The 20369-nt window shown below is 58.5% G+C and carries 19 protein-coding genes; 6 read left to right on the top strand and 13 right to left on the bottom strand.

Annotated features, from left to right (window positions below; all coding sequences use genetic code 11):
• Window positions 1-350: 350 nt before the first annotated feature.
• The gene (locus tag BLU05_RS20630; protein ID WP_091884507.1) at window positions 351-1850 is read left to right on the top strand and encodes an FAD-dependent monooxygenase; all 1500 of its coding nucleotides are present in this window, start codon (window positions 351-353) and stop codon (window positions 1848-1850) included.
• A gap of 347 nt (window positions 1851-2197) precedes the next feature.
• Window positions 2198-3091: a PaaX family transcriptional regulator C-terminal domain-containing protein gene (locus BLU05_RS20625; protein WP_091884232.1), complete on the top strand. Its 894-nt coding sequence runs from the start codon at window positions 2198-2200 to the stop codon at window positions 3089-3091.
• On the opposite strand, the gene BLU05_RS20620 is transcribed toward BLU05_RS20625, so the two are convergent.
• The 7 genes from BLU05_RS20620 to paaN form a co-directional block, all read right to left on the bottom strand.
• Complete coding sequence (locus BLU05_RS20620; RefSeq protein ID WP_091884230.1) at window positions 3088-5148, bottom strand: 3-hydroxyacyl-CoA dehydrogenase NAD-binding domain-containing protein; 2061 nt, start codon at window positions 5146-5148, stop codon at window positions 3088-3090. The genes BLU05_RS20625 and BLU05_RS20620 overlap by 4 nt on opposite strands.
• A gap of 4 nt (window positions 5149-5152) precedes the next feature.
• Window positions 5153-5854, bottom strand: coding sequence for an ABC transporter ATP-binding protein (locus BLU05_RS20615; protein WP_091884227.1), 702 nt, complete (start codon window positions 5852-5854; stop codon window positions 5153-5155).
• On the bottom strand, window positions 5841-6626 hold the full coding sequence (locus tag BLU05_RS20610) for an ABC transporter ATP-binding protein (RefSeq protein ID WP_091884225.1): 786 nt from the start codon (window positions 6624-6626) through the stop codon (window positions 5841-5843). Before BLU05_RS20610 ends, BLU05_RS20615 begins: the two co-directional genes overlap by 14 nt.
• The gene (locus BLU05_RS20605) at window positions 6623-7579 is read right to left on the bottom strand and encodes a branched-chain amino acid ABC transporter permease (RefSeq protein WP_175540689.1); all 957 of its coding nucleotides are present in this window, start codon (window positions 7577-7579) and stop codon (window positions 6623-6625) included. Before BLU05_RS20605 ends, BLU05_RS20610 begins: the two co-directional genes overlap by 4 nt.
• 2 nt (window positions 7580-7581) lie before the next feature.
• A complete protein-coding gene (locus BLU05_RS20600; protein WP_091884220.1) occupies window positions 7582-8454 on the bottom strand; it encodes a branched-chain amino acid ABC transporter permease in 873 nt (290 codons plus the stop codon).
• 71 nt (window positions 8455-8525) lie between these two features.
• Window positions 8526-9674, bottom strand: a complete 1149-nt coding sequence (locus BLU05_RS20595; RefSeq protein WP_091884217.1) for an ABC transporter substrate-binding protein — start codon at window positions 9672-9674, stop codon at window positions 8526-8528.
• A 45-nt stretch (window positions 9675-9719) separates the two neighbouring features.
• On the bottom strand, window positions 9720-11378 hold the full coding sequence (gene paaN / locus BLU05_RS20590) for a phenylacetic acid degradation protein PaaN (RefSeq protein ID WP_091884214.1): 1659 nt from the start codon (window positions 11376-11378) through the stop codon (window positions 9720-9722).
• Between the two features lie 102 nt (window positions 11379-11480).
• Here paaN and paaG point away from each other — a divergent pair, with 102 nt between their 5' ends.
• The 4 genes from paaG (at window position 11481) to BLU05_RS20570 (ending at window position 14770) form a co-directional block, all read left to right on the top strand.
• The gene (paaG, locus tag BLU05_RS20585) at window positions 11481-12272 is read left to right on the top strand and encodes a 2-(1,2-epoxy-1,2-dihydrophenyl)acetyl-CoA isomerase PaaG (RefSeq protein WP_091884212.1); all 792 of its coding nucleotides are present in this window, start codon (window positions 11481-11483) and stop codon (window positions 12270-12272) included.
• Entirely contained in the window at window positions 12269-12718 is a 450-nt protein-coding gene (gene paaI / locus BLU05_RS20580) for a hydroxyphenylacetyl-CoA thioesterase PaaI (protein WP_091884209.1), read from the top strand. The genes paaG and paaI overlap by 4 nt, the downstream gene beginning before the upstream one ends.
• 36 nt (window positions 12719-12754) lie before the next feature.
• On the top strand, window positions 12755-14065 hold the full coding sequence (gene paaK, locus BLU05_RS20575) for a phenylacetate--CoA ligase PaaK (RefSeq protein ID WP_091884207.1): 1311 nt from the start codon (window positions 12755-12757) through the stop codon (window positions 14063-14065).
• A gap of 108 nt (window positions 14066-14173) precedes the next feature.
• On the top strand, window positions 14174-14770 hold the full coding sequence (locus BLU05_RS20570; RefSeq protein ID WP_091884204.1) for a TetR/AcrR family transcriptional regulator: 597 nt from the start codon (window positions 14174-14176) through the stop codon (window positions 14768-14770).
• A 16-nt stretch (window positions 14771-14786) separates the two neighbouring features.
• Here BLU05_RS20570 and paaZ read toward each other — a convergent pair whose 3' ends face one another.
• The 6 genes from paaZ to paaB are packed head-to-tail and all read right to left on the bottom strand — an operon-like array spanning window position 14787 to window position 20351.
• Window positions 14787-16844 carry a phenylacetic acid degradation bifunctional protein PaaZ gene (gene paaZ / locus BLU05_RS20565; RefSeq protein WP_091884201.1) on the bottom strand — a complete coding sequence of 686 codons (2058 nt, stop codon included), beginning with the start codon at window positions 16842-16844 and terminating at the stop codon, window positions 14787-14789.
• A 13-nt stretch (window positions 16845-16857) separates the two neighbouring features.
• A complete protein-coding gene (locus BLU05_RS20560) occupies window positions 16858-17616 on the bottom strand; it encodes a Phenylacetic acid catabolic protein (protein ID WP_091884200.1) in 759 nt (252 codons plus the stop codon).
• Window positions 17617-17651: 35 nt separating this feature from the next.
• Complete coding sequence (gene paaE, locus BLU05_RS20555; RefSeq protein WP_091884197.1) at window positions 17652-18728, bottom strand: 1,2-phenylacetyl-CoA epoxidase subunit PaaE; 1077 nt, start codon at window positions 18726-18728, stop codon at window positions 17652-17654.
• A gap of 22 nt (window positions 18729-18750) precedes the next feature.
• Window positions 18751-19275: a 1,2-phenylacetyl-CoA epoxidase subunit PaaD gene (gene paaD, locus BLU05_RS20550; RefSeq protein WP_091884195.1), complete on the bottom strand. Its 525-nt coding sequence runs from the start codon at window positions 19273-19275 to the stop codon at window positions 18751-18753.
• 9 nt (window positions 19276-19284) lie between these two features.
• On the bottom strand, window positions 19285-20067 hold the full coding sequence (gene paaC, locus BLU05_RS20545; protein ID WP_091884193.1) for a 1,2-phenylacetyl-CoA epoxidase subunit PaaC: 783 nt from the start codon (window positions 20065-20067) through the stop codon (window positions 19285-19287).
• Window positions 20067-20351: a 1,2-phenylacetyl-CoA epoxidase subunit PaaB gene (gene paaB / locus BLU05_RS20540; RefSeq protein WP_091884191.1), complete on the bottom strand. Its 285-nt coding sequence runs from the start codon at window positions 20349-20351 to the stop codon at window positions 20067-20069. The genes paaC and paaB overlap by 1 nt, the downstream gene beginning before the upstream one ends.
• Between the last annotated feature and the right edge of the window lie 18 nt (window positions 20352-20369).

The raw sequence follows: 20369 nt of genomic DNA, 5'->3' as shown, positions 1-20369 counted from the left end.
GATACCGGCCAAGGGTGTCGCTTGAAGCAGTCACAAGCAGGCATGGCGAAAGCCGCAGCCGTCAGCACTGCAAACTTGTTCCATCAAGCAAACACAGAACCAGCCCTAAAAATAGAATCCCTTACGTCGATATCTCAAGGAAACTGTAGACAGACGCGTTCTAAAACCTGGAGCCTCGCCCTACCCTGTATCTGGGGATGAAACAGTTAAGTACAAGAATTGTCACTGACCTTTTTATGCATAGACTGCGGGGCCTTAAGCGAAAAAGGCCGGTAAACATGCAGCAATCAAATGTGACGCAAGCAAATGTGGGCCCGAAGGGCATCCCCGCGCTCATAAAGTCCACCTCTTTGACAGAGCATCCGGTAGTGATTGCCGGAGGAGGCCCGACTGGGCTGATGCTGGCAGGAGAGCTGGCGTTGGCAGGTGTGGGTGTTGTCATTGTCGAACGTCGCCCCAACCAGGAGCTTGCCGGTTCGCGGGCGGGCGGCCTGCACTCACGTAGTATCGAGGTCCTTGATCAGCGCGGCATTGCCGATCGCTTCCTAACCAAGGGACAGGTAGCACAGACTACAGCGTTCGCCGGGGTTGCCTTGGATATTGGTGACTTTCCGACGCGGCACCCTTATGGGCTGGGGCTATGGCAGAACCACATCGAGCAGATTCTGGCCAGCTGGATCGAGGAATTGGCAGTGCCCGTCTATCGCGGACTGGAGACGTTGGGCTTTGCACAGGATGATTCCGGAGTTGACGTTGAACTCAGCAATGGTCAGTCATTGCGGGCGCAATATCTCGTTGGTTGCGATGGAGGACGCAGTCTGATCCGCAAAACCGCCGGTATCGATTTCCCCGGATGGGATCCGACAACCAGTCATCTGATTGCCGAGATTGAGATAGCCGAGGAGCCGCAATGGGGCGTTCACCGCAATGCCTTTGGCATTCATTCGTTCGGCCGGGTGGAGTACGAAATACACGATGGCAAGGTCGTCTACAAAGATGAAGGGCCGGTCCGCCTACTTGTGAGCGAACAACGTGTTGGAGCCACTGATGAGCCCACGCTGCACGATCTTAGTGATGCACTCATCGCGGCGTGCGGAACTGACTATGGCATCCACAGTCCCATCTGGATCTCCAGATTTACCGATACGACCCGGCAGGCGGCTACCTACCGCGACAGGCGAATTCTCCTAGCCGGCGATGCCGCGCACGTGCATGCCCCGGACGGTGGACAAGGTCTCAATACCGGAATGCAGGATGCTGTGAATCTGGGATGGAAGCTGGCCCAGGTGGTCAAGGGGACGTCACCTGAAAGCCTCCTTGATACCTATCATGCCGAGCGCCACCCGGTCGGAGCTCGCGTATTGCGTAACACCATGGCATCTGTAGCGCTTCGTCGCCCTGACGAACGCACAACCGCTCTGCGCGACACTATCGCCGAGCTCATCACATTGGATGAGCCTCGCAAACGCTATGCTGCAATGATGTCAGGCCTCGACATCTACTACGACCTCGGCGTGGGACATCCGCTGCTTGGACGCCGCATGCCCGATCTCGACCTGATCACTGACAAAGGGCCACTACGGGTCTTCGCCCTGCTACACAGTGCCCGGCCGGTGCTGATCAATTTCGGCGAGCCTGGCAGTATTGAGATCACACCGTGGGCCGATCGGGTTCAATTGATCAACGCCAAATACACCGGTCCGCTGAAACTCCCTGTTCATGGGATTGTGCCTGCTCCCACTGCGGTGCTGGTTCGTCCAGACGGATACGTGGCATGGGTAGGAGACGGAACTCCAATCGGGCTTGCTGATGCGCTAACCAAGTGGTTCGGGGCACCTATAGCGGCGTAGGACGATCAGCCAGAGGTTCGGTGTGACTGCACGAACGGCGTTTCCAAAAATCAGCGAACGAGATTTGCGGGACGTGGCGTGACACCTATCCGTTTATCAACGTATTGAATCAATGTTGCCATACTGTTTCAATCTTTGAATTGGATTGATAAAGGCCATTAGCTAATACTAGACCCTTGGCGAGCGAACCCACTTATTTACATATAATGCCGATAAGAGGCGACCAGTGAAATTGGGCCGCTCAGCCAGCGGCCCAATGGCTCTCAACCTTATTGCAATGACACCGTGGTCTATTATGGTGGTTTTGTCTTTTATGTCTCAGCATACCAAACCGGTGGACCCGCGCCTTGAAAACCAACAAGAATCCGGATGTCGCTTCAGATCTGATAGGGCATGTGCTGAGTGAAGGCCCCCCGAGAGCCGCCAGCTTTATCGTAACGATATATGGCGACGTTGTTGAACCTCGCGGCGGAATCGCATGGATCGGAAATCTCATAGCAGCGTGCGCAGGCGTGGGAATTAGTGAAACCCTTGTTCGCACGGCGGTATCGCGGCTGGTGACATCAGGGCAGTTACTTGGCGAACGTGATGGGCGCAGGAGTTACTATCGCCTCTCCGCAGCGGCTCGAACCGAGTTTGCAGCAGCGGCGCAAATCCTCTTTGGCTCGCAAGAAGCGGTTGAATGGAATTTTCTGCATTTGACCGGAACAGAACCTGAAAATGATATGGTGGCGCTCGAACGGCTGGGGTACGCAAAAATTGGGCAACGATTGGCGTTTGGCCCTCGCAGGCCTGGGCCTAATCCCCCAAGAGCAGTGATATTTGCCGCACAACCCTCAGCGGAAGGTGAAGGTCTTTCGACCTCAATTTCGCAATATTGGGATTTGGCCGGGCATTCCACCTCCTACATTTCTTTTATCAATCGATTTTCGCCATTTCTTAATATCGTGGAACAAACGGAAACACTGCTGCCATCCGCATGTCTGACGTTGAGACTGTTATTAGTGCACCAATACCGCATGATCGTTTTACACGATCCGCGGCTTCCGCCCTCAGTTCTGCCAGCTGGATGGCCGGGACATCAAGCCAGACAGCTGTTTACCGAACTGTATCGCCGTCTTTCTCCTCTTGCAGATGAGCATATCGCCGGAAGTTTTGTGACAGGGTCGGGACCTCTTCCGCGAACCACGGAAACAACGCGCCAACGGCTGAAGGCCGGAGCCTCCGTTTCGTTCTTCTAGCCGGCAAGTCCTGAAAAACCACCGGCTTGTGCAGCACTTCGCAGCCCTTCGCTTGGCTGGTCAGCAAGCCCTTCGGCGGACAGTTCGTCAATCGCTGACAAAACCTCGATAAGACCCCGCGCCTCGGCATAGTGCATCGGTCCACCGCGCCAGCGCGGGAAGCCGTAACCGTGTATCTTGACGAGATCGATATCGGCGGCACGCAGTGCCACGTGTTCCTCCAGAATGCGGGCCGCCTCATTGACCATCGGCAGGACGATAGCGTCCACGATCGATGCTTCGTCCCAAGGCCGCTGCGGCCATCCGCCAGCTTCTCTGGCAATGATACCAGCGACAATTGCCGACGGAAGCGGCGCGCGTTCACCGGGCTGGTAGTCATACCAGCCTCCTCCAGACTTCTGGCCAAAGCGTTCGATGGCACAGAGCCGATCGGCGATCGGAGCAAAGGGCATTTCCCCGCGAACGCGGGCAGCCTTGCGCTGGAACGCGGCGATGTCGAGGCCGCCAAGGTCCTGCGCCTCAAAAGGCCCCATCGGCAGGCCAAAGGAGCGCATGGCGGCATCAATGGCAGACGGCGTCGCGCCGGATAGCAAAAGCCGTTCGGCCTGCGCGCGCGTGACCTTCAGGATGCGATTGCCGATGAATCCATCGCAGATGCCAGCGCGAACCGGGATCTTTCCAAGCAGGCGGGCCAGTGCGAAGCCGGTCGCCAGAACTTCCGGCGCCGTTGTCTCCGTAGGCACGATTTCCAGCAGCTTCATGATATGGGCGGGGCTGAAAAAGTGCAGACCAAGGAACCGTTCCGGCTGCGCTATGCCCTCGCTGATTTGGCCCGGATCAAGATAAGACGTGTTGGTGGCAAGCACCGCATCTGGACGGCAGACATCCGAGAGTTTCGCAAACACAGCATGCTTGACGGTGATGTCTTCGAAGACGGCCTCAATGACAAGGTCTATGTTAGCGAGCAATCCATAATCGTCGCTGCCAGTGACACCGGCCATACGATCCACTGCGACCTCTTCCGAGATGCGCCCACGTTTTACCGAGCCCTCGTAGATAGCGCGGATATTGGCAAGACCGCGCTCGACGGCCACCCCGTCCCGCTCGACAAGGATGATCGGCAGACCGGCATCCCGTAGAGCCGCAGCAATACCGGCACCCATGGTGCCGCCGCCGATGATCGCTGCCGAGCGGATCTCACGCGGCTTCACACCCGCAAGCTCGGGCGGACGCGGTGCGGCGCGCTCGGCAAAGAAAACGTGACGCAGGGCCGCCGCCTGCGGGGAGCCACGAAGGTTCAGAAAGGTTTCACGCTCAAAGGCCATGGCGCTGGCAAAATCCGCTTCGCATGCGTTGCGGATGGAGGCGAGCGCCCGCAGAGGCGCGACTTCCCGCTTGGCCTTTGCGGAGACCGCCATTTGCGCGCTTTCCCAGAAGCCAGCATCCACTGCCGGGACTGTCCGACTGGAAATCGGTTGTGGCAAAGGCTTATCGGCAACGCTGTTGGCAAAGGCAATCGCACCGATACGCAGATCACTATCGATCAACGTGTCAACAAGGCCCAACGCCTCCGCCTTCTTTGCCCCAACGGGACTACCGCTCGTCACAAGATCGACAGTTGCCGCAGGACCGATCAGGCGCGGCAGGCGTACCGTACCGCCAGCGCCGGGGATAATGCCCAGTTTCACCTCCGGCAGGCCGAGGCTGGCGGAGGAAACAGCGACGCGATAAGCACAGCCGAGCGCAACTTCGAGACCACCACCAAGCGCGCTGCCATGAACAGCCGCGATCCACGGCTTTTTCGCAGCTTCGATATACGTGACCACGTCAGGCAAATGTGGCGGCAGTGGCGGCTTGCCGAACTCGTTGACATCCGCACCGGCGATGAAGGTACGACCGGCACAGAGTAAGACGACAGCTTTCACGGAAACGTCCGCATCGAGTGCCGCCACCGCTTCGACGAGACTTTGGCGAAGCGCTTGCGACAATGCGTTGACGGGAGGATTGTCGACGGTGACGACGGCGATAGCGCCTTCGCGTGTGATTGTAACGGTCATGCTCTCATATTCCCAGATAAGCGGCGCGGATGCGTTCGTCGGTGATCAGTTCAGCTGCCGGGCCTGATAGGGTGACGTGTCCCGTCTCCATCACATAACCACGATCGGCGATGGAAAGCGCGCCGAATGCGTTCTGTTCGACGAGGAGAACAGTGACGTCAAGCGCCTTCATGTTCTTCACCACATCAAATATCTGCGCAACGAGGATCGGCGCGAGGCCCATGCTTGGCTCGTCGAGAAGCAGGCAGGAAGGCCGCGCCATAAGCGCTCGGGCGATTGCCAGCATCTGCTGTTGACCACCGGAAAGCCCGCCGGCCGCAAGGTTCCGCTTCTCCTTGAGGATCGGGAACATGGTGAAGGCGTCCTGCATATCGGTATCCACCTTGGCATCGGCGAAGACATAGGCGCCGAGGCGCAGGTTCTCCTCAACAGTCAGATTGGTGAAAATCTGCCTGCCTTCAGGCGACTGGGCAAGGCCGCGGCGCACGCGGGCGTGCGCTGGCACAGTGGTCAGTGTCTCTCCGCGAAAGAGGATAGAGCCCGCCGAGACCGGCTGGATGCCGGAGAGGCATTTGAGCAAAGTTGTCTTTCCGGCACCATTGGCGCCAACAACGGTCACTATCTCGCCGGAAGCCACCTCGATATCGATGCCATGCAACACCTCGATGCGGCCATAACGCGAACGCAGTCCTTCAACCGTCAGCATTTTGAACCTCCGTCGCCTGCGCACCAAGATAGGCTTCGATGACACGCGCATTGCGTGAAATCGCCGCCGGTTCGCCCTCGGCGATCTTTTCGCCGTGATCAAGCACAACGATATGATTGGAAATGCGCATCACCATTTTCATGTCGTGCTCCACAAGCAGGATCGACACGCCTTCATCAGCCACCTGAGCGATCAGATGATCGATTTCTTCCGTCTCGACGGCATTGCAGCCAGCGGCCGGTTCATCAAGCAGCAGCACGCGAGGCTTCAGCGCCAGCGCCCGGGCGATCTCCAGACGCTTCAGCGCCCCGTAGGAGAGTGAGCCTGCCTCCTGTTGGCAAGCTCTGCCAAGGCCGACCCGATCGAGCAACGCCCGGGCGCTCGCCTCCGATGCGCGTGTGCGGCGGCGCGAGGCAGGCAGTGCGAGGAGATCTGCAAATACCGAACCACGATCATGCAGATGATGGCCAGCAACAGCATTTTCCAGCACCGTCATCGACTGGAATATCTGCAGGTTCTGGAACGTGCGCGACAGACCGCGACGGGCAAGAAGATGCGGCGGAAGGCGGGTGACATCCTCACCATCAAGCACCACGCGACCACGCGACGGTGCATAGATCCCGGAGATCATGTTGAAGAGCGTTGTCTTGCCCGCACCATTGGGGCCGATCACAGAGACGATCTCACCCGGTTTCAAGGAGAACCCGACATCATTGACGGCGCGCAGTCCACCAAAATCAATGCCAAGACCTTCGATCTGAAGCAGGCTCATTCTCCCCTCCCTCGCAAGCGACGTGCGATGGCTGGCAGCAGGCCCTCGCGCATGAAGATCATGACGAGCATCATGATGAGGCCGAGCATGAGCTGTTCGTATTCCTGAAAGACGGTCAGCACCTGCGGCAGCGTGGTCAGGATAGCGCCGCCGAGAATGGCACCAAACACCGAACCTGCACCGCCGAGCACAGCCATGGTGACCATCTCGATCGAATGCAGGAAACCTGCAATATCTGGCGTGACGAACTTGTTCTGAAGCGCCAGCAGTGAGCCGGAGACGGAGGCATAAACAGCCGAGATGATGAAAGCCTGCAACTTGTAGTGCGCGACGTCGATACCAACCGTGCGGGCGGCAACCTCCGAGCCATGCAATGCCCTGAGCGCGCGACCGGTCGAGCTGTCATAGAGATTAAGCGCAAGCCAGGCACCAACGACCAGCACGAGACCCGACAAGGCATACCAGAACTCGGTGTTGGAAAGATCAATGCCAATGGTCTTTAGGCCAGCGCGGAGCCCAAGCTCCGGCACCGGCATGCCATCCGGCCCGCCGGTCAGTTGTGCCTCGTTCGACAGCACCATGGAGACGAGGATACCGAAACCGAGGCTTGCAACGGCCAGATAATAGCCCTTGAGCCGCAGGATCGGGCGGCCAACAAGGAAGGCAATGACCGCTGAGAGGAACGCACCGAGTATGGCGGCGAGCGCCGGATGCAGCCCGAGATGAACAGGCGCCAGTGCGCAGGCATAGGCTCCAATGCCAACAAAGCCCGCATGGCCGAGGCTGATCTGACCGGCATAGCCCAACAGGATGACGAGACCGGTAACCGCAAGGCCGTTGACGAAAATTAGCGAACCGACGCGGAAATAATAGGAGGACGGAAAGAAGATCGGTGCGATCAGGATGATCGCAGCGAGGATGACGAGGGTGACTACCTTGTTTGATGGCCGCATGATCATACCCGATCCGTCGATTTACTGCCGAAAAGGCCCTGCGGCATGGCAAAGAGCACGACGAGGATGACAATAAAGGCGGTCGCATCCTTATACTGAGAGCTGATGTAACCTGCTGTCATCGCTTCCAGAATGCCAAGCAGCAGGCCACCGACAAGCGCGCCCTTCGGATTGCCCATGCCGCCAATCATGGCGGCGGCAAAGCCCTTCAACGCAAAGGCGAGGCCGATATTGTAGCTTGTGAGGGTGATCGGCGTCACCAGCACGCCAGCGAGTGCACCGATGGCGGCGGACATGGCGAAGGAAAGCGTCATCACAAAATTGGTGTTGATGCCGACGAGTTGAGCGGCAACGCGGTTGTTGGCGGTCGCCAGCACCGCACGGCCAATCAGGGTGCGGGTGAAGAACAACCAAAGGAGGAGGAAAATGGCGAACGCACCTGATATAACCCAGAGGCTCTGTGGCAGGATCGTAGCGCCGCCAATCGCAATCGGTGTGTCGCCTGAGAAGGCCGGAAAGCGGTGAAGCTGCTTGTCGAAGACGAGCTGCGTGGCACCGCGAATGAGGATGGATGCGCCGATAGTGATGATGATCAGCGAGACAACCGGAGCGCCGCGTGCGGGCGCGATCGCCAATGTGTTGAGCGCAACACCGATCGCTGCCGTTGCGAGAATGGCTATGAGCGCGGCAAGTGGAAGCGGCAGACCGGCAGCATATGTGAAAACGGTGATCATACCGCCAAGCATGACAAATTCGCCCTGGGCGAAATTCACGACACCTGATGCGTTGTAGATGATCGTGAAGCCGAGAGCGACAAGCGCATAAACAGCGCCGACGGTGATCCCGGACAGAAGGAATTGCAGGAATTCGGGCATGGATGCCTCCACTTCGCGCGACAGTTCCGCTGGCTTACACCTTTATGGCGCAGGCCAGCGGTACGGTCCGATTATTCGACGATCTTCCAGCCGCCGTTTTCGATCCGCAGCATACGGAATGCCGAGAGATCAAGGCCAAGATGGTCTTTCGCCGACATCGTGACCGTGCCGGTTGTGCCGACCAGACCGTGCGTTCCCTCAATTGCATCGCGGATCGCAGATGGCTCAGTGCTGCCCGCCCGCTTAATCGCATCCACGAGGATACGCAGTGCATCATGGGCATAACCGCCGAAGGTCGAGACTGGCTTGCCGGTTGCCTTCTCATAGGCTGCTTTATAGGCAACGACGACAGAACGCTGCGGATCATTCTCCGGCAGGAGGCTAGCGACGAGCAGAGCGGTGCCGGGCAGGCGCACGCCTTCCGCAGCTTTTGCTCCGGCAAGCTCGATGAAGCCATCGGAAGCAACGCCATGCGACTGGTAGAGCGGCAGACCGAGTGCAAGCTGGGCATAGTTACGCGTGACGATCGCCGGGCCCTGACCGAAGCCGGGGTTCAATACCGCCTGGACACCCGCCTTGCTCTTGATGTTGGTCAGTTGCGGCGTCATGTCGGCATCCGCTGGGCTATAGGTTTCGTCGGCCAGAACCTGGATACCGTACTCGCCGATGATCTGAAGGCACTGCTTGTGCATTGAAGCGCCGAACCCGTCAGACCCGGAGATCATGCCGATCTTGGTGATGCCATTCTTCTTCATGTCCTCGAAGATCTTTGCACAGGCCATGCGATCCGTGTGCGGTGTCTTGAAAGTGTGCGGGCGGACGGGATCGATAATTTCGATTGCGCCAGCAAGCGAGATGAAGGGGATTTCCGCATCTTCGAAAACCGGTATGATTGCCATAGACGTACCGGTCGTCGTGCCGCCGATGACGGCGACAACCTTGTCATCCTCGACCAGACGGGTGGCAAATGTGCGTGCCTTGTTCGGATCGCCGCCATCATCATAGAGGATAAGATTGATCTTCTCGCCATTGACGCCGCCAGCTGCATTGATTTCCTCAACCAGCATTTTCAGCGTCTTGGCTTCCGGATCGCCAAGGAACGAGGCCGGTCCGGTTTCAGAAATGGTCGAGCCGATTTTAATGTCGGCGAAAACAGGTGTGGCAAAGCCGAGTACAAGCGCGAGCGAGCTTGCAAGTGCGGTGTTTCTGTTAAAGTTCATGCTGGTTTCTCCTCCCAAGAAAAACGGTTTAGATTGAAATTCCCCTCACGCCGCTATTGGGCGACGCCACATCACCACGCGGAACCGGTTTGCAACAAAAGCCGTATCCGTCAGGCTTGCATTGCCTGCCGGATTGGCACCGGTAACGTGGAAATCACTGAAAGCGGCGCTCTGATTGACGTAGATGCCGCCAGTCAGATTGACCGAGAGATTGACACCCGCTGCGGCGAAACGATCAGCAGCAGCAAGAATGCGCGCCTCGCCGGTCTCGTAAAGCGCAGCTGTGATGGCCCCTTTGCGCTCGGCAAGTTCGGCCGCACGGTTCACACCGTCGGTGACGTCATCGACAGCAACGATAAAGGTGATTGGCCCGAAACGTTCTTCGGCATAGGATTCTTCATTTGCCTCGACGGCGAGGATCAGCGGCGTCGCGGTACGCGCTTGCGAAAGACCTTCGACCGGCGCGGAGTCACGCACGATGCGGCCCAGCGAACGGGCCGTGGCTATACGGGCGAGCGTGGCGGGATTGGCAATTGCACCACAGACACCGGCGGCGCGGGCCGGGTCGGCCAGCAACTCGTCGACCGCAGCGGCGATACCGGCTGCAACCTCATCGAAGCTCTTGTGGCCTTCATCCGTCCCGATGCCGTCCTGTGGCACGAAAATATTTTGCGGCGCAGTGCACATCTGGCCACTGTAGAGAGCAAGCGAAAAGGCGATATTGCTGCACATGCCGGCAAAATTGTCGGTAGCGCCGATGACAATCGAATTGACACCCGCCTCTTCCGTATAGACATCGGCATCACGGGCATTGGCGCGCACCCAGCTGCCAAAACTATTTGAACCAGTGTAATCGATTATTGAAATCGAGGGATGCTGAACGAGATTTTTTGTGATCTCGGAACCTGTCGCATCAGCCGCAAGCAGCACGGTATCAGCGGCAAAGCCTTCTTCCATCAGCACCTGCCTGATAACTTCAACAGTGATGGCGAGCGGCAGGATCGCCGCCGGATGCGGCTTCACGATGATGGTATTGCCGGTCGCAAGGCTGGCGAAGAGGCCCGGATAGCTATTCCAGGTCGGAAAAGTATTGCAGCCGATAACGAGCGCAACACCGCGGGGCATGATACGCCAGTGCTTTTCCAGAATGATTGGCTCGCTTTTCCCCTGCGGCTTCGTCCAAATTGCCTCAGTTGGTGTGCGGCTCATCTCGGCATAGGCATAGGCAACTGCTTCGAGGCCACGATCCTGTGCATGTGGGCCGCCAGCCTGAAAGGCCATGGCGAAAGCCTGACCGGTTGTATGCATGACAGCATTCGCCATTTCGAAGCTGCGAGCATTAAGACGGGCGAGGATTTCGAGACAGATGCCGGTGCGCACTTCTGGCGTGGCGCTCCCCCATTGCCGGGCGGCAACCCGCGAGGCAGCGACTAGCATGTCAACCGACGCGGCCGGATAGGTGATACCGAGCGACGGACCATAAGGCGAAACTTCCGCGCCAACCGAACTTTCCGCCGGATGTCCGGGCAGATCAAAGGATTTTCCGAGCCGTGCCTCGTAGGTGGCAAGACCATCGTCTCTGGCGGTTTCGCCATAGATCTTGCCACTCGGCACTTCGGGATAGGCGGACCAGTAGTCGCGCTTGGCAGCCGCATCAAGTGCAGCCTGCAGCGTCACTTGATGCCGCTCGAAAAGTCCTGTCATCTCTGGCTCCCTCCCAGTCATTGCATTTATAATTGACTGACCGGTCGGTTTATGCAAGAGTTTTTTTACAGTCACCGCTGGGAAGGGTGACAGGGAGGAAATATGTCCGATTCTGATACAATTCTGTCGGCGCTTGTCGATGGCGTTTTGCGCCTCACGCTGAATCGCCCGGACAAGCTCAATGCCTTCAACGATGAAATGCATCTTGCGCTACGTGCCGGTTTTGAGCGGGCTCATGCGGATGCGGACGTGCGCGCTGTGCTGCTGACCGGCGCCGGTCGCGGCTTCAGTGCTGGTCAGGATCTTGGCGACCGTGACCCGCGCAAGGGCGCAATGCCCGATCTCGGCCACACGATCGAAACTTTTTACAATCCGCTGCTGCGGCTCATTCGCAGCCTCGAAAAACCTGTCATCTGCGCAGTCAACGGTGTTGCCGCTGGTGCCGGTGCCAACATCGCTTTCGCCTGCGACATCACGCTTGCCGCGCGCTCGGCCCGCTTCATCCAGGCATTTGCCAAGATCGGTCTTGTACCGGATTCCGGCGGTACATGGAGCCTGCCGCAGCTCATCGGTGAGGCGCGTGCCAAGGCATTAATGCTGACCGCCGAACCGCTCGGTGCGGAAACCGCCGCTGAATGGGGCCTGATCTGGCGCGCCGTGGATGATGACAAGCTGATGGAAGAAGCAACCGCACTGTCCACTCGTCTTGCCGCTGGTCCCACCAGGGGCCTCGGCATGACGAAGCGTGCCATTCAGGCCGCAGCAACCAACACGTTGGACGAACAGCTTGACCTTGAACGCGACCTGCAACGTGAGGCTGGCCGCACCGCGGATTATGCCGAGGGCGTCGGCGCGTTCCTTGAAAAGCGCAAGCCGGAGTTCAAGGGCAAATGACCGACGCTATAAGACTCTCCCCGCAGGCGCTGGCGGAAGCCTGCGCAAAATCCATGTGGAACGACGACAACGCCACCCGCCATCTCGACATGCAGCTTCTTGCCGTAGCCCCCGGCGCGGCGACGGTGGCGATGACGATTACAGAAACAATGACGAATGGCCACGGCACCTGCCACGGCGGCTACGTCTTTACGCTGGCGGACTCAGCTTTTGCTTTCGCCTGCAACACCTACAACCAGCGAACCGTCGCCCAGCACTGTTCGATGACTTACATCGCTCCAGCTTTCAGAGGCGATCGGCTGACAGCGACGGCACGGGAGGTATCGCGCCGCGGACGAGGCGGAATCTACGATATCCGCATTACCAATCAGGAGGGCGAGCACGTCGCGGAATTCCGTGGCCACTCGCGAACAGTCAAGGGTACCCATCTGGCGGAGCAGATCTGACGACGGTACCATCCAGCATTCTCGGAGGAGACATTTATGGAAGACCTATCCCCCCGCCCCGGCGAGCTTGAACCTATCGAGACAGCTTCCCGTGACGAGATTTCGGGGCTGCAGTTCGAACGCATGAAATGGTCGCTGACCCATGCCTATGAGAATTCGCCTTTCTATCGCCAGCGCTTCGATGAGTCGGGCGTGCATCCGTCCGATCTGAAGACGCTTTCTGACCTTGCAAAGTTTCCCTTCACCACCAAGAAGGACCTGCGGGATACCTATCCTTTCGGCATGTTCGCCGTGCCGCGCGAGAAGCTCGCGCGCATCCATGCCTCATCAGGTACCACAGGCAAACCCACCGTCGTTGGCTATACGAAAAAGGATATCGACACCTGGGCCACCGTCGTTGCCCGTTCGATACGCGCTTCGGGTGGCCGCGCCGGGGATATCGTCCATATTGCTTATGGTTATGGCCTGTTCACCGGCGGCCTCGGCGCGCATTACGGCGCAGAGAAACTCGGCTGCACCGTTGTGCCGATCTCCGGCGGCATGACCGAGCGCCAGGTCACGCTGATGCAGGACTTCAAGCCACGCATCATCATGGTGACACCTTCCTACATGCTGTCGATCCTTGACGAGTTCCGCAGGCACGGTATCGATCCGCGCGAAAGCTCGCTTGCTGTCGGGATTTTTGGCGCAGAGCCGTGGACCAACGCCATGCGCGAGGAGATCGAGCAAGCCTTTGACATGCATGCGGTCGATATTTACGGCCTGTCTGAGGTCATGGGACCGGGTGTTGCCAACGAATGCGTCGAGGCGAAGGACGGCCTGCACATCTGGGAAGACCATTTCTATCCCGAGATCATCGATCCGGTAACAGGTAATGTATTGCCTGACGGTGAACTCGGCGAACTGGTCTTTACGACATTGACCAAGGAAGGTTTGCCAATCATCCGATATCGCACGCGCGACCTGACGCGGCTGCTCCCCGGCACTGCCCGCTCGATGCGCCGCATGGAAAAGATAACCGGCCGTTCGGATGACATGATGATTCTGCGTGGGGTCAACATCTTTCCAACGCAGATCGAGGAACAGATTCTGAAATGTCGCGGCCTTGCGCCGCATTTCCAGATCGAGTTGACGCGCACGGGCCGTATGGACAACATGACTGTTCATGTCGAATGTACCGCAGAAGCCGCCGATAACGGCGCACGTACGGGATCAGCAAAGGAGCTTACCCATCACATCAAGAGTGTGGTCGGGGTCTCAACCAGTATTCTGGTGCACGATCCGGGAGGTGTGGCCCGTTCTGAAGGTAAGGCTAAGAGGGTGGTGGACAACCGCCCGAAAGGGTAGACGAACGAAGGCGCCGGGATAATCCGGTACCTGATTGACTGTGTATAGAGACGGATTTGGCGGCCTTCAGGCGGCCCGGCCAACAGGAAATAAGCAGAGCAGGACAACATGGCACGCACGCGGGCAGTTGATTTCGAGGAAAAGCAACGTGGCATTCTGACGAGTGCCGCAGCGGTATTTGCTGAAATGGGCATGGAGAAAGCCTCCATGTCGATGATCGCCTCACACAGCAATGTCTCGAAGGCACTGCTCTATCATTATTACCCGGGCAAGGACGCGCTGATCTTCGACATCGTGCGCACGCACCTGACAGAGCTTGATGGCGCAATTGCAGCGGCTGATCGCACCGATGTGACGCCCGAGGAGCGGCTACGCCTGCTGGTGAAGGCCGTGTTGAGGAATTATGAAGGCGCTGACAATGAGCACAAGGTGCAGCTCAACGGCACCAGTGCGCTATCAGAAGAACAGCTCGTGGAACTGCAGGCGATCGAGCGGCAGATCGTCAAGCGCTTCTCCAGCGTCATCCGTGACATAAACCCGGATCTTAACAAGGGTCGGCCACTCCTGATGCCCGTCACCATGTCGCTCTTCGGCATGATGAACTGGGTGTATATGTGGTTCCGGCCAAATGGCCCCATCACCCGCGACGAATATGCCGACATTGCCACGACCTTGATCCTCGAAGGCGTTAAAGCCGTAACGTAAGACCGGTGCCAACCGGTCACTCTCTCGTTTTAGCCACCATTGTCAGAACATCGTATTGCGCAACTGTAGCCCCGGTCTGGTTCGTCACATTGCAATCCCACCGCACTTCGCCATGCTCGGCATTGGCGCGCGGGTTGATCTCCTTGCAGGTAAGCTGCACCTGCAACGTATCACCCGGACTAACCGGTGTCAGGAAGCGCAGATTGTCGACGCCGTAATTGGCAAGGACCGGACCCGGCGCCGGATCGACAAAGAGACCGGCGGCAAAGGAGACAATGAGATAACCGTGGGCCACGCGACCTTCAAAGAATGGGTTCGCCTTGGCCGCTTCCTCATCCATGTGAGCATAGAATGTATCGCCGGTGAAATTGGCGAAGTGCTCGATATCCTCAAGCAGAACAGCGCGTTTTGCGCTGATCAACTGGTCGCCGATCTTCAATTCGGCCAGCGACTTGCGGAAAGGATGTTCGCCGCCTGCATATGCTTGCGCGCCCTGCATCCAGCGCCCTGTTACAGCGGAGAGCAGGGTCGGCGTGCCCTGCACTGCCGTGCGCTGCATATAATGCTTCACGCCGCGAATGCCGCCGAGTTCCTCGCCGCCACCAGCACGGCCGGGACCGCCATGAACAAGCCCCGGAAGCGGCGAACCGTGACCTGTGGAGGATTTGGCGCTGACGCGGTTGCCGATCATTACGCGCCCATGGAACGGTGCAAGGCCCAGCACAACCTCCTCGGCAAAAGCAGGGTCGTTGGTGAAGACAGAGGCAACAAGGCTGCCTTTGCCGCGACGGGCAAGATCAACAGCCTCATCAGCCGTGTCATAGGGCATGACGGTGCTGACGGGGCCGAATGCCTCGACATCGTGCACGGCACGGGCGGATCCCGGCTTATCGCAGTAAAGCAGAACAGGATTGAGAAAGGCCCCGGCGCTCGCATTGCCCAACGTAATGTTCGGATTATCAGGATCACCGGCAACGATCTCCGCATCAACAGAAAGATCGCGGATGCGGGCACGCACTTCCTCAAGCTGGTCGAGGCTGGCGAGCGGACCCATGCGGACAGCTTCGTCAGCGGGATTGCCGACTATGGTCTTGCCGAGACGATTGCGCAGGCTTTCGATCAGTGCTTCGCTGTAGGCGCGTGGTGCAATGACGCGCCGGATAGCCGTGCATTTCTGTCCTGATTTCACCGTCATCTCGCGAACGACTTCCTTGACAAAGAGGTCGAATTCTTCGGTGCCGGGTGCGGCATCGAGGCCAAGCACCGCGGCATTGAGGCTGTCGGCTTCCATGGTGAAACGCACGGAATTCTCAATGATTGCCTTATGCGTCTTCAATTGCCGTCCAGTCGCTGCGGAACCGGTAAAGGTTACCGCATCCTGGCCTCCCACGTGATCCAGCAGATCACCGACCGAGCCGCAGACCAGTTGCAGCGTCCCCTCGGGCAGCAAGCCGGTCTCTATGATACGGCGAACCATGAGTTCGGTGAGATAGGCGGTCTGGCTCGCCGGTTTAACGATCGCCGGAACACCGGCAAGCAATGTCGGCGCCAGCTTTTCCAACATGCCCCAGCAGGGAAAGTTGAAGGCATTGATGTGGATGGCTATGCCCTGCAACGGGCTCAGAATATGTTGAGCGGAAAAGCTGTCATCCTTGGAGAGCTGCTCGATGTCACCATCAAGCAGTACGCGGCTGTTCGGCAATTCGCGCCTGCCTTTGGAGGCGTAAGAGAGGAGCGTACCGATACCGCCCTCGATATCAACCCAGCCGTCCCCGCGCGTCGCACCCGTCGCGGTGGATAGCGCGTAAAACTCTTCCTTTTTCTCCATGAGCGCCTGACCCAGCGCCTTCAGCATCCCGGCGCGTTCGTGAAAGGACATACGCCGCAAAGCCAAGCCGCCCTTGTCACGGCCATAGGCAAGTGCCGCCTTGAAATCGACGCCGGTGGAATCGATGAAGGCGACCGGTGCGCCTGTCGATGCGTCGAGCAAAGCTTTGCCCTCGCTCGCGCCAGCGACCCAAGTACCGCCGACGTAGCTTTCAAGCCGACGTGGCCGATTTGCCATGACATTCATGTGCCTGTCCTTCCTATGGATTCAGTCTGAGCGCAGCGAGCTGCGGATCGATCTCGGCCTGCCATTGCGCAAGCAAGGTTTCATTCGATGTGTGCCTCAGCCCGAAGCGCGACTGGGTTTCAAACCTTGTTGAGGCCGAATGGCCAAAGCTTGCCGCGACGCGTGGATACCAGTAGGCAACAGAGGCGCGCGCTGCCGTGCGGCTTTCCTCATCACTAACTATGCGGGCAAGACCGGTTATGCCTAGTTCTGCATGTCGTTCCTCGCGCGGCAGGATGGCGCGGAAAACGTCGGCAAGCGGTTGATAGGAGACACGCGACAACTCCTTGAGCTGCACGGCGCTTGCCCGGCCCATCAACACATTCATCACAACCGCATCCAGCCACCCGTTCAGCGGATAGTGAAAGACCGAAAGACGCATATCGCCGCCCTGACGTGCCGCGCCTATATCATCGTCGCGGGAAACGCGCACGGCCCAAGGGTGATGTACGGCATAGCGACCACCATCGGCGCCGAAGGTTTCCATGATCTTCAACACTTGACCCGCATGATCGGTCTTTTCCAGCACGATGCGGGCTGCGGATATCCGTTCCTGAATACCCGGAGCATCATTGATCGTGTCGGCAAAACCGGCGGAACCAGCCAGCGCGCTGTCGACGAAGCTCGCCATCAGGCGCAGCAGTTCACCCCGATAGCGCGGCGGCACATTGTCGGGCGAAGAGAGTACACCGCCCTCAGCCAGATAGTCCTCGATCGGAATTGTATCGGACATGCTGTCCTCCCCTTCAATGCGACCAGAGCCTGATGTTATTGGTCGTAGCTGACCACGATGCGGTCGCTGAGCGGAAAACACTGGCAGGTCAGCACATAGCCCTGGTCCACCTCATAGTCTTCCAAGGCGTGGTTTGTTGCCATCTCGACCTCGCCTTCAATGACCTTGGCCCTGCAGGTGGAACAGACACCGGCCTTGCAGGCATAGGGAACATCCATGGCGTTTTGGAGCGCAGCATCGAGTAGGCTCTGGCCCTGTTTGGGAAACTTGAAAATGCGCGCCGCACCGTCGAGCGTGACCGTCGCTTCGCAGACAGCATCTTCACCGGATTTGCTTGCGGATTCGACCCGGCGGGCAGTACGACCCGGCTGCGAGGAAGCAAAAAGTTCGAACTTGATCTGATCGTCGCGCAAACCGTGCTCCCGCAACGCTGCGGCGATCGCCAGCATCATCGGCTCCGGGCCGCAGATAAAGGCGGTGGTCACCGACTTCGCGTCAATCCAGCTCTTGAAAAGCGCCGCGCACTTCGCGCCGTCGATACGGCCGGTGAAGAGATCGATGTCCTGCACCTCGCTCTCCAGCACATGCAGAACGGAGAGACGACCGAGATAGAGGTTCTTCAAGTCGTCCAGCTCCTCGCGGAACATAATCGAGCTGATCTGCCTGTTGGCGTAAATGAGCGTGAAACGCGAATTCGGCTCACGCGATAGTACTGTCTTGATGATGGAGAGCACCGGTGTGATGCCGCTGCCGCCGGCAAAGCCCAGATAGTGCTTGGCGACGTCAGGTTCGATCGCTGTGAAGAAGGCGCCCATCGGCGGCATGGCTTCCAGCGTATCGCCAGCCTTGAGGTTTTCGTTGACCCATGTCGAGAAGCAGCCGCCATCGACACGTTTGATACCCACCTTGAGCACGCCCTCATCCCTGCCCGCGCAGATGGAGTAGGAGCGGCGCAATTCCTCGTCTTCGAATTTACGGCGGAAAGTCAGATACTGCCCTTGCGTGAAATCGAAGACGTTCCTGTCCTCCTCTGAGGGCATGAGCGTGACGACAACCGCATCGCGCGTTTCGCGGCGAACTTCGGTGACGATCAGGGGATGAAAACGTGCCATATGCGGGCCCTCGTCCTATGGGTCAGATGCACTTGAAGTAATCGAACGGTTCCAGACAGTCGGTGCAGCGGTAGCTTGCCTTGCAGGGTGTCGAGCCGAACTGGCTGATCTTTTCGGTGTTCGTCGATTGGCAGCGCGGACAGGCGATCATGAAGTTCGAGCGGCCGGAAAGCCGGTCTATGCGTTTCATCAGCACACCATCGGCGGCCGTGCCGTCAATCGGCGGAGCGATGCCATAGGCGCGAAGCTTGTCCCTGCCCTCGGCACTGATCCAGTCCGTTGTCCATGCGGGCGAAAGCTGGCGTTGCAGCCGCACGTTGGCGAGGCCTTTTTCGGCGAGTGCCCGCTCAATATCCAAGTTGATCACCGTAGTTGCGGGGCAGCCAGAATAGGTTGGCGTCACCGTCACCACCATGACATCATCCCGCCATTCGACATCGCGGATGATGCCAAGCTCGGTGAGCGAGATCACCGGAATCTCAGGATCCGGCACCTCCGAAAGCCAGTGCCAGACCTCTTCCACGGAGGGGTGAAGCGCCATGGTCATCACCACCTCCTACCAGACCGCGCCTGGATAAGCGCGCTGCAGGAACTGCAACTCGGACAGGATATAGCCGAGATGTTCCGTGTGTACGCCGCGCCTGCCGCCCTTGTGCATGTAGCCATCGGCAGGCTTCACCAGAGTGCTCTCGGAAAGAGCATCCGCCACGATCTCATCCCAGCCGATCTTGAGACTTTGAGGTGCAGGGATGATACCAGCACCTGCCAGTGCCGCGTCGATGGTATCGCCAACAAACATCTCGCCCGTATAAGGCCAAAGGTCGTCGAGCGCCTCCTGCATGCGGCGATGGCTTTCTGCTGAGCCGTCGCCAAGGCGGATCACCAGATCACGGCTGCGATTAAGATGGTAGGAGACCTCCTTAAAGGTCTTTTCCGCGATGTCGGCGATCCGCTTCTCCGCAGAGCCCTTGAGCGCCTTCAGCAGCAGATAATGCCAGGCATCGAACAGGAACTGCCGCATCAGCGTCTTGCCGTAATCGCCGTTGGGGCGCTCGACAAGCAGGATGTTGCGGAACTCGAAACCGTCGCGCAGATAGGCGAGGTTATCAGCAGAGCGGCCCTCACCTTCCACTTCGCCCGCAAGACCGAGCCAAAGCTGGGTCTGGCCGATCAGGTCAAGCGCAGTGTTGGCAAGGGCAATATCTTCTTCAAGCGCTGGCGCGTGACCGCACCACTCAGATACCCGATGGCCGAGGATCAAGGCATTATCACCAATGCGCAGCAGGAATTCAAAGAGCGCGGACTGATCGACATCAGGTTCAAGCGTCGCAGTTGCCATCACATATGCCCCACTTCATCCGGAATGTCGAAGAAGGTCGGGTGACGGTAGACTTTGGAATTGGACGGCTCGAAGAGCGGACCCTTTTCTGATGGGGCGCTGGCGGTGATCTCCGATGATTTGACAACCCAGATACTGACGCCCTCATTGCGGCGCGTATAAACATCGCGGGCATTGTTGACCGCCATCTCGGCATCGGGCGCATGCAGACTTCCGACATGGCGATGATTGAGGCCGTGCTGACCTCGAATAAAGACTTCCCAAAGCGGCCATTCGCTGGACATGTTCTCACTCCCTGAAAC

Source organism: Phyllobacterium sp. OV277 (assembly GCF_900104355.1).
In the GTDB taxonomy this organism is placed as follows: Bacteria; Pseudomonadota; Alphaproteobacteria; order Rhizobiales; family Rhizobiaceae; genus Phyllobacterium.
Note: the sequence above shows the minus strand (reverse complement) of the source record. Positions and strands in the feature narration are given on the sequence as shown.

Coding starts and splice junctions, on each gene's coding strand:
- BLU05_RS20620 (WP_091884230.1), bottom strand. CDS start 5,148: ATGACCGTTACAATCACACGCGAAGGCGCTATCGCCGTCGTCACCGTC.
- BLU05_RS20615 (WP_091884227.1), bottom strand. CDS start 5,854: ATGCTGACGGTTGAAGGACTGCGTTCGCGTTATGGCCGCATCGAGGTG.
- BLU05_RS20610 (WP_091884225.1), bottom strand. CDS start 6,626: ATGAGCCTGCTTCAGATCGAAGGTCTTGGCATTGATTTTGGTGGACTG.
- BLU05_RS20605 (WP_175540689.1), bottom strand. CDS start 7,579: ATGCGGCCATCAAACAAGGTAGTCACCCTCGTCATCCTCGCTGCGATC.
- BLU05_RS20600 (WP_091884220.1), bottom strand. CDS start 8,454: ATGCCCGAATTCCTGCAATTCCTTCTGTCCGGGATCACCGTCGGCGCT.
- BLU05_RS20595 (WP_091884217.1), bottom strand. CDS start 9,674: ATGAACTTTAACAGAAACACCGCACTTGCAAGCTCGCTCGCGCTTGTA.
- paaN (WP_091884214.1), bottom strand. CDS start 11,378: ATGACAGGACTTTTCGAGCGGCATCAAGTGACGCTGCAGGCTGCACTT.
- paaG (WP_091884212.1), top strand. CDS start 11,481: ATGTCCGATTCTGATACAATTCTGTCGGCGCTTGTCGATGGCGTTTTG.
- paaI (WP_091884209.1), top strand. CDS start 12,269: ATGACCGACGCTATAAGACTCTCCCCGCAGGCGCTGGCGGAAGCCTGC.
- paaK (WP_091884207.1), top strand. CDS start 12,755: ATGGAAGACCTATCCCCCCGCCCCGGCGAGCTTGAACCTATCGAGACA.
- BLU05_RS20570 (WP_091884204.1), top strand. CDS start 14,174: ATGGCACGCACGCGGGCAGTTGATTTCGAGGAAAAGCAACGTGGCATT.
- paaZ (WP_091884201.1), bottom strand. CDS start 16,844: ATGAATGTCATGGCAAATCGGCCACGTCGGCTTGAAAGCTACGTCGGC.
- BLU05_RS20560 (WP_091884200.1), bottom strand. CDS start 17,616: ATGTCCGATACAATTCCGATCGAGGACTATCTGGCTGAGGGCGGTGTA.
- paaE (WP_091884197.1), bottom strand. CDS start 18,728: ATGGCACGTTTTCATCCCCTGATCGTCACCGAAGTTCGCCGCGAAACG.
- paaD (WP_091884195.1), bottom strand. CDS start 19,275: ATGACCATGGCGCTTCACCCCTCCGTGGAAGAGGTCTGGCACTGGCTT.
- paaC (WP_091884193.1), bottom strand. CDS start 20,067: ATGGCAACTGCGACGCTTGAACCTGATGTCGATCAGTCCGCGCTCTTT.
- paaB (WP_091884191.1), bottom strand. CDS start 20,351: ATGTCCAGCGAATGGCCGCTTTGGGAAGTCTTTATTCGAGGTCAGCAC.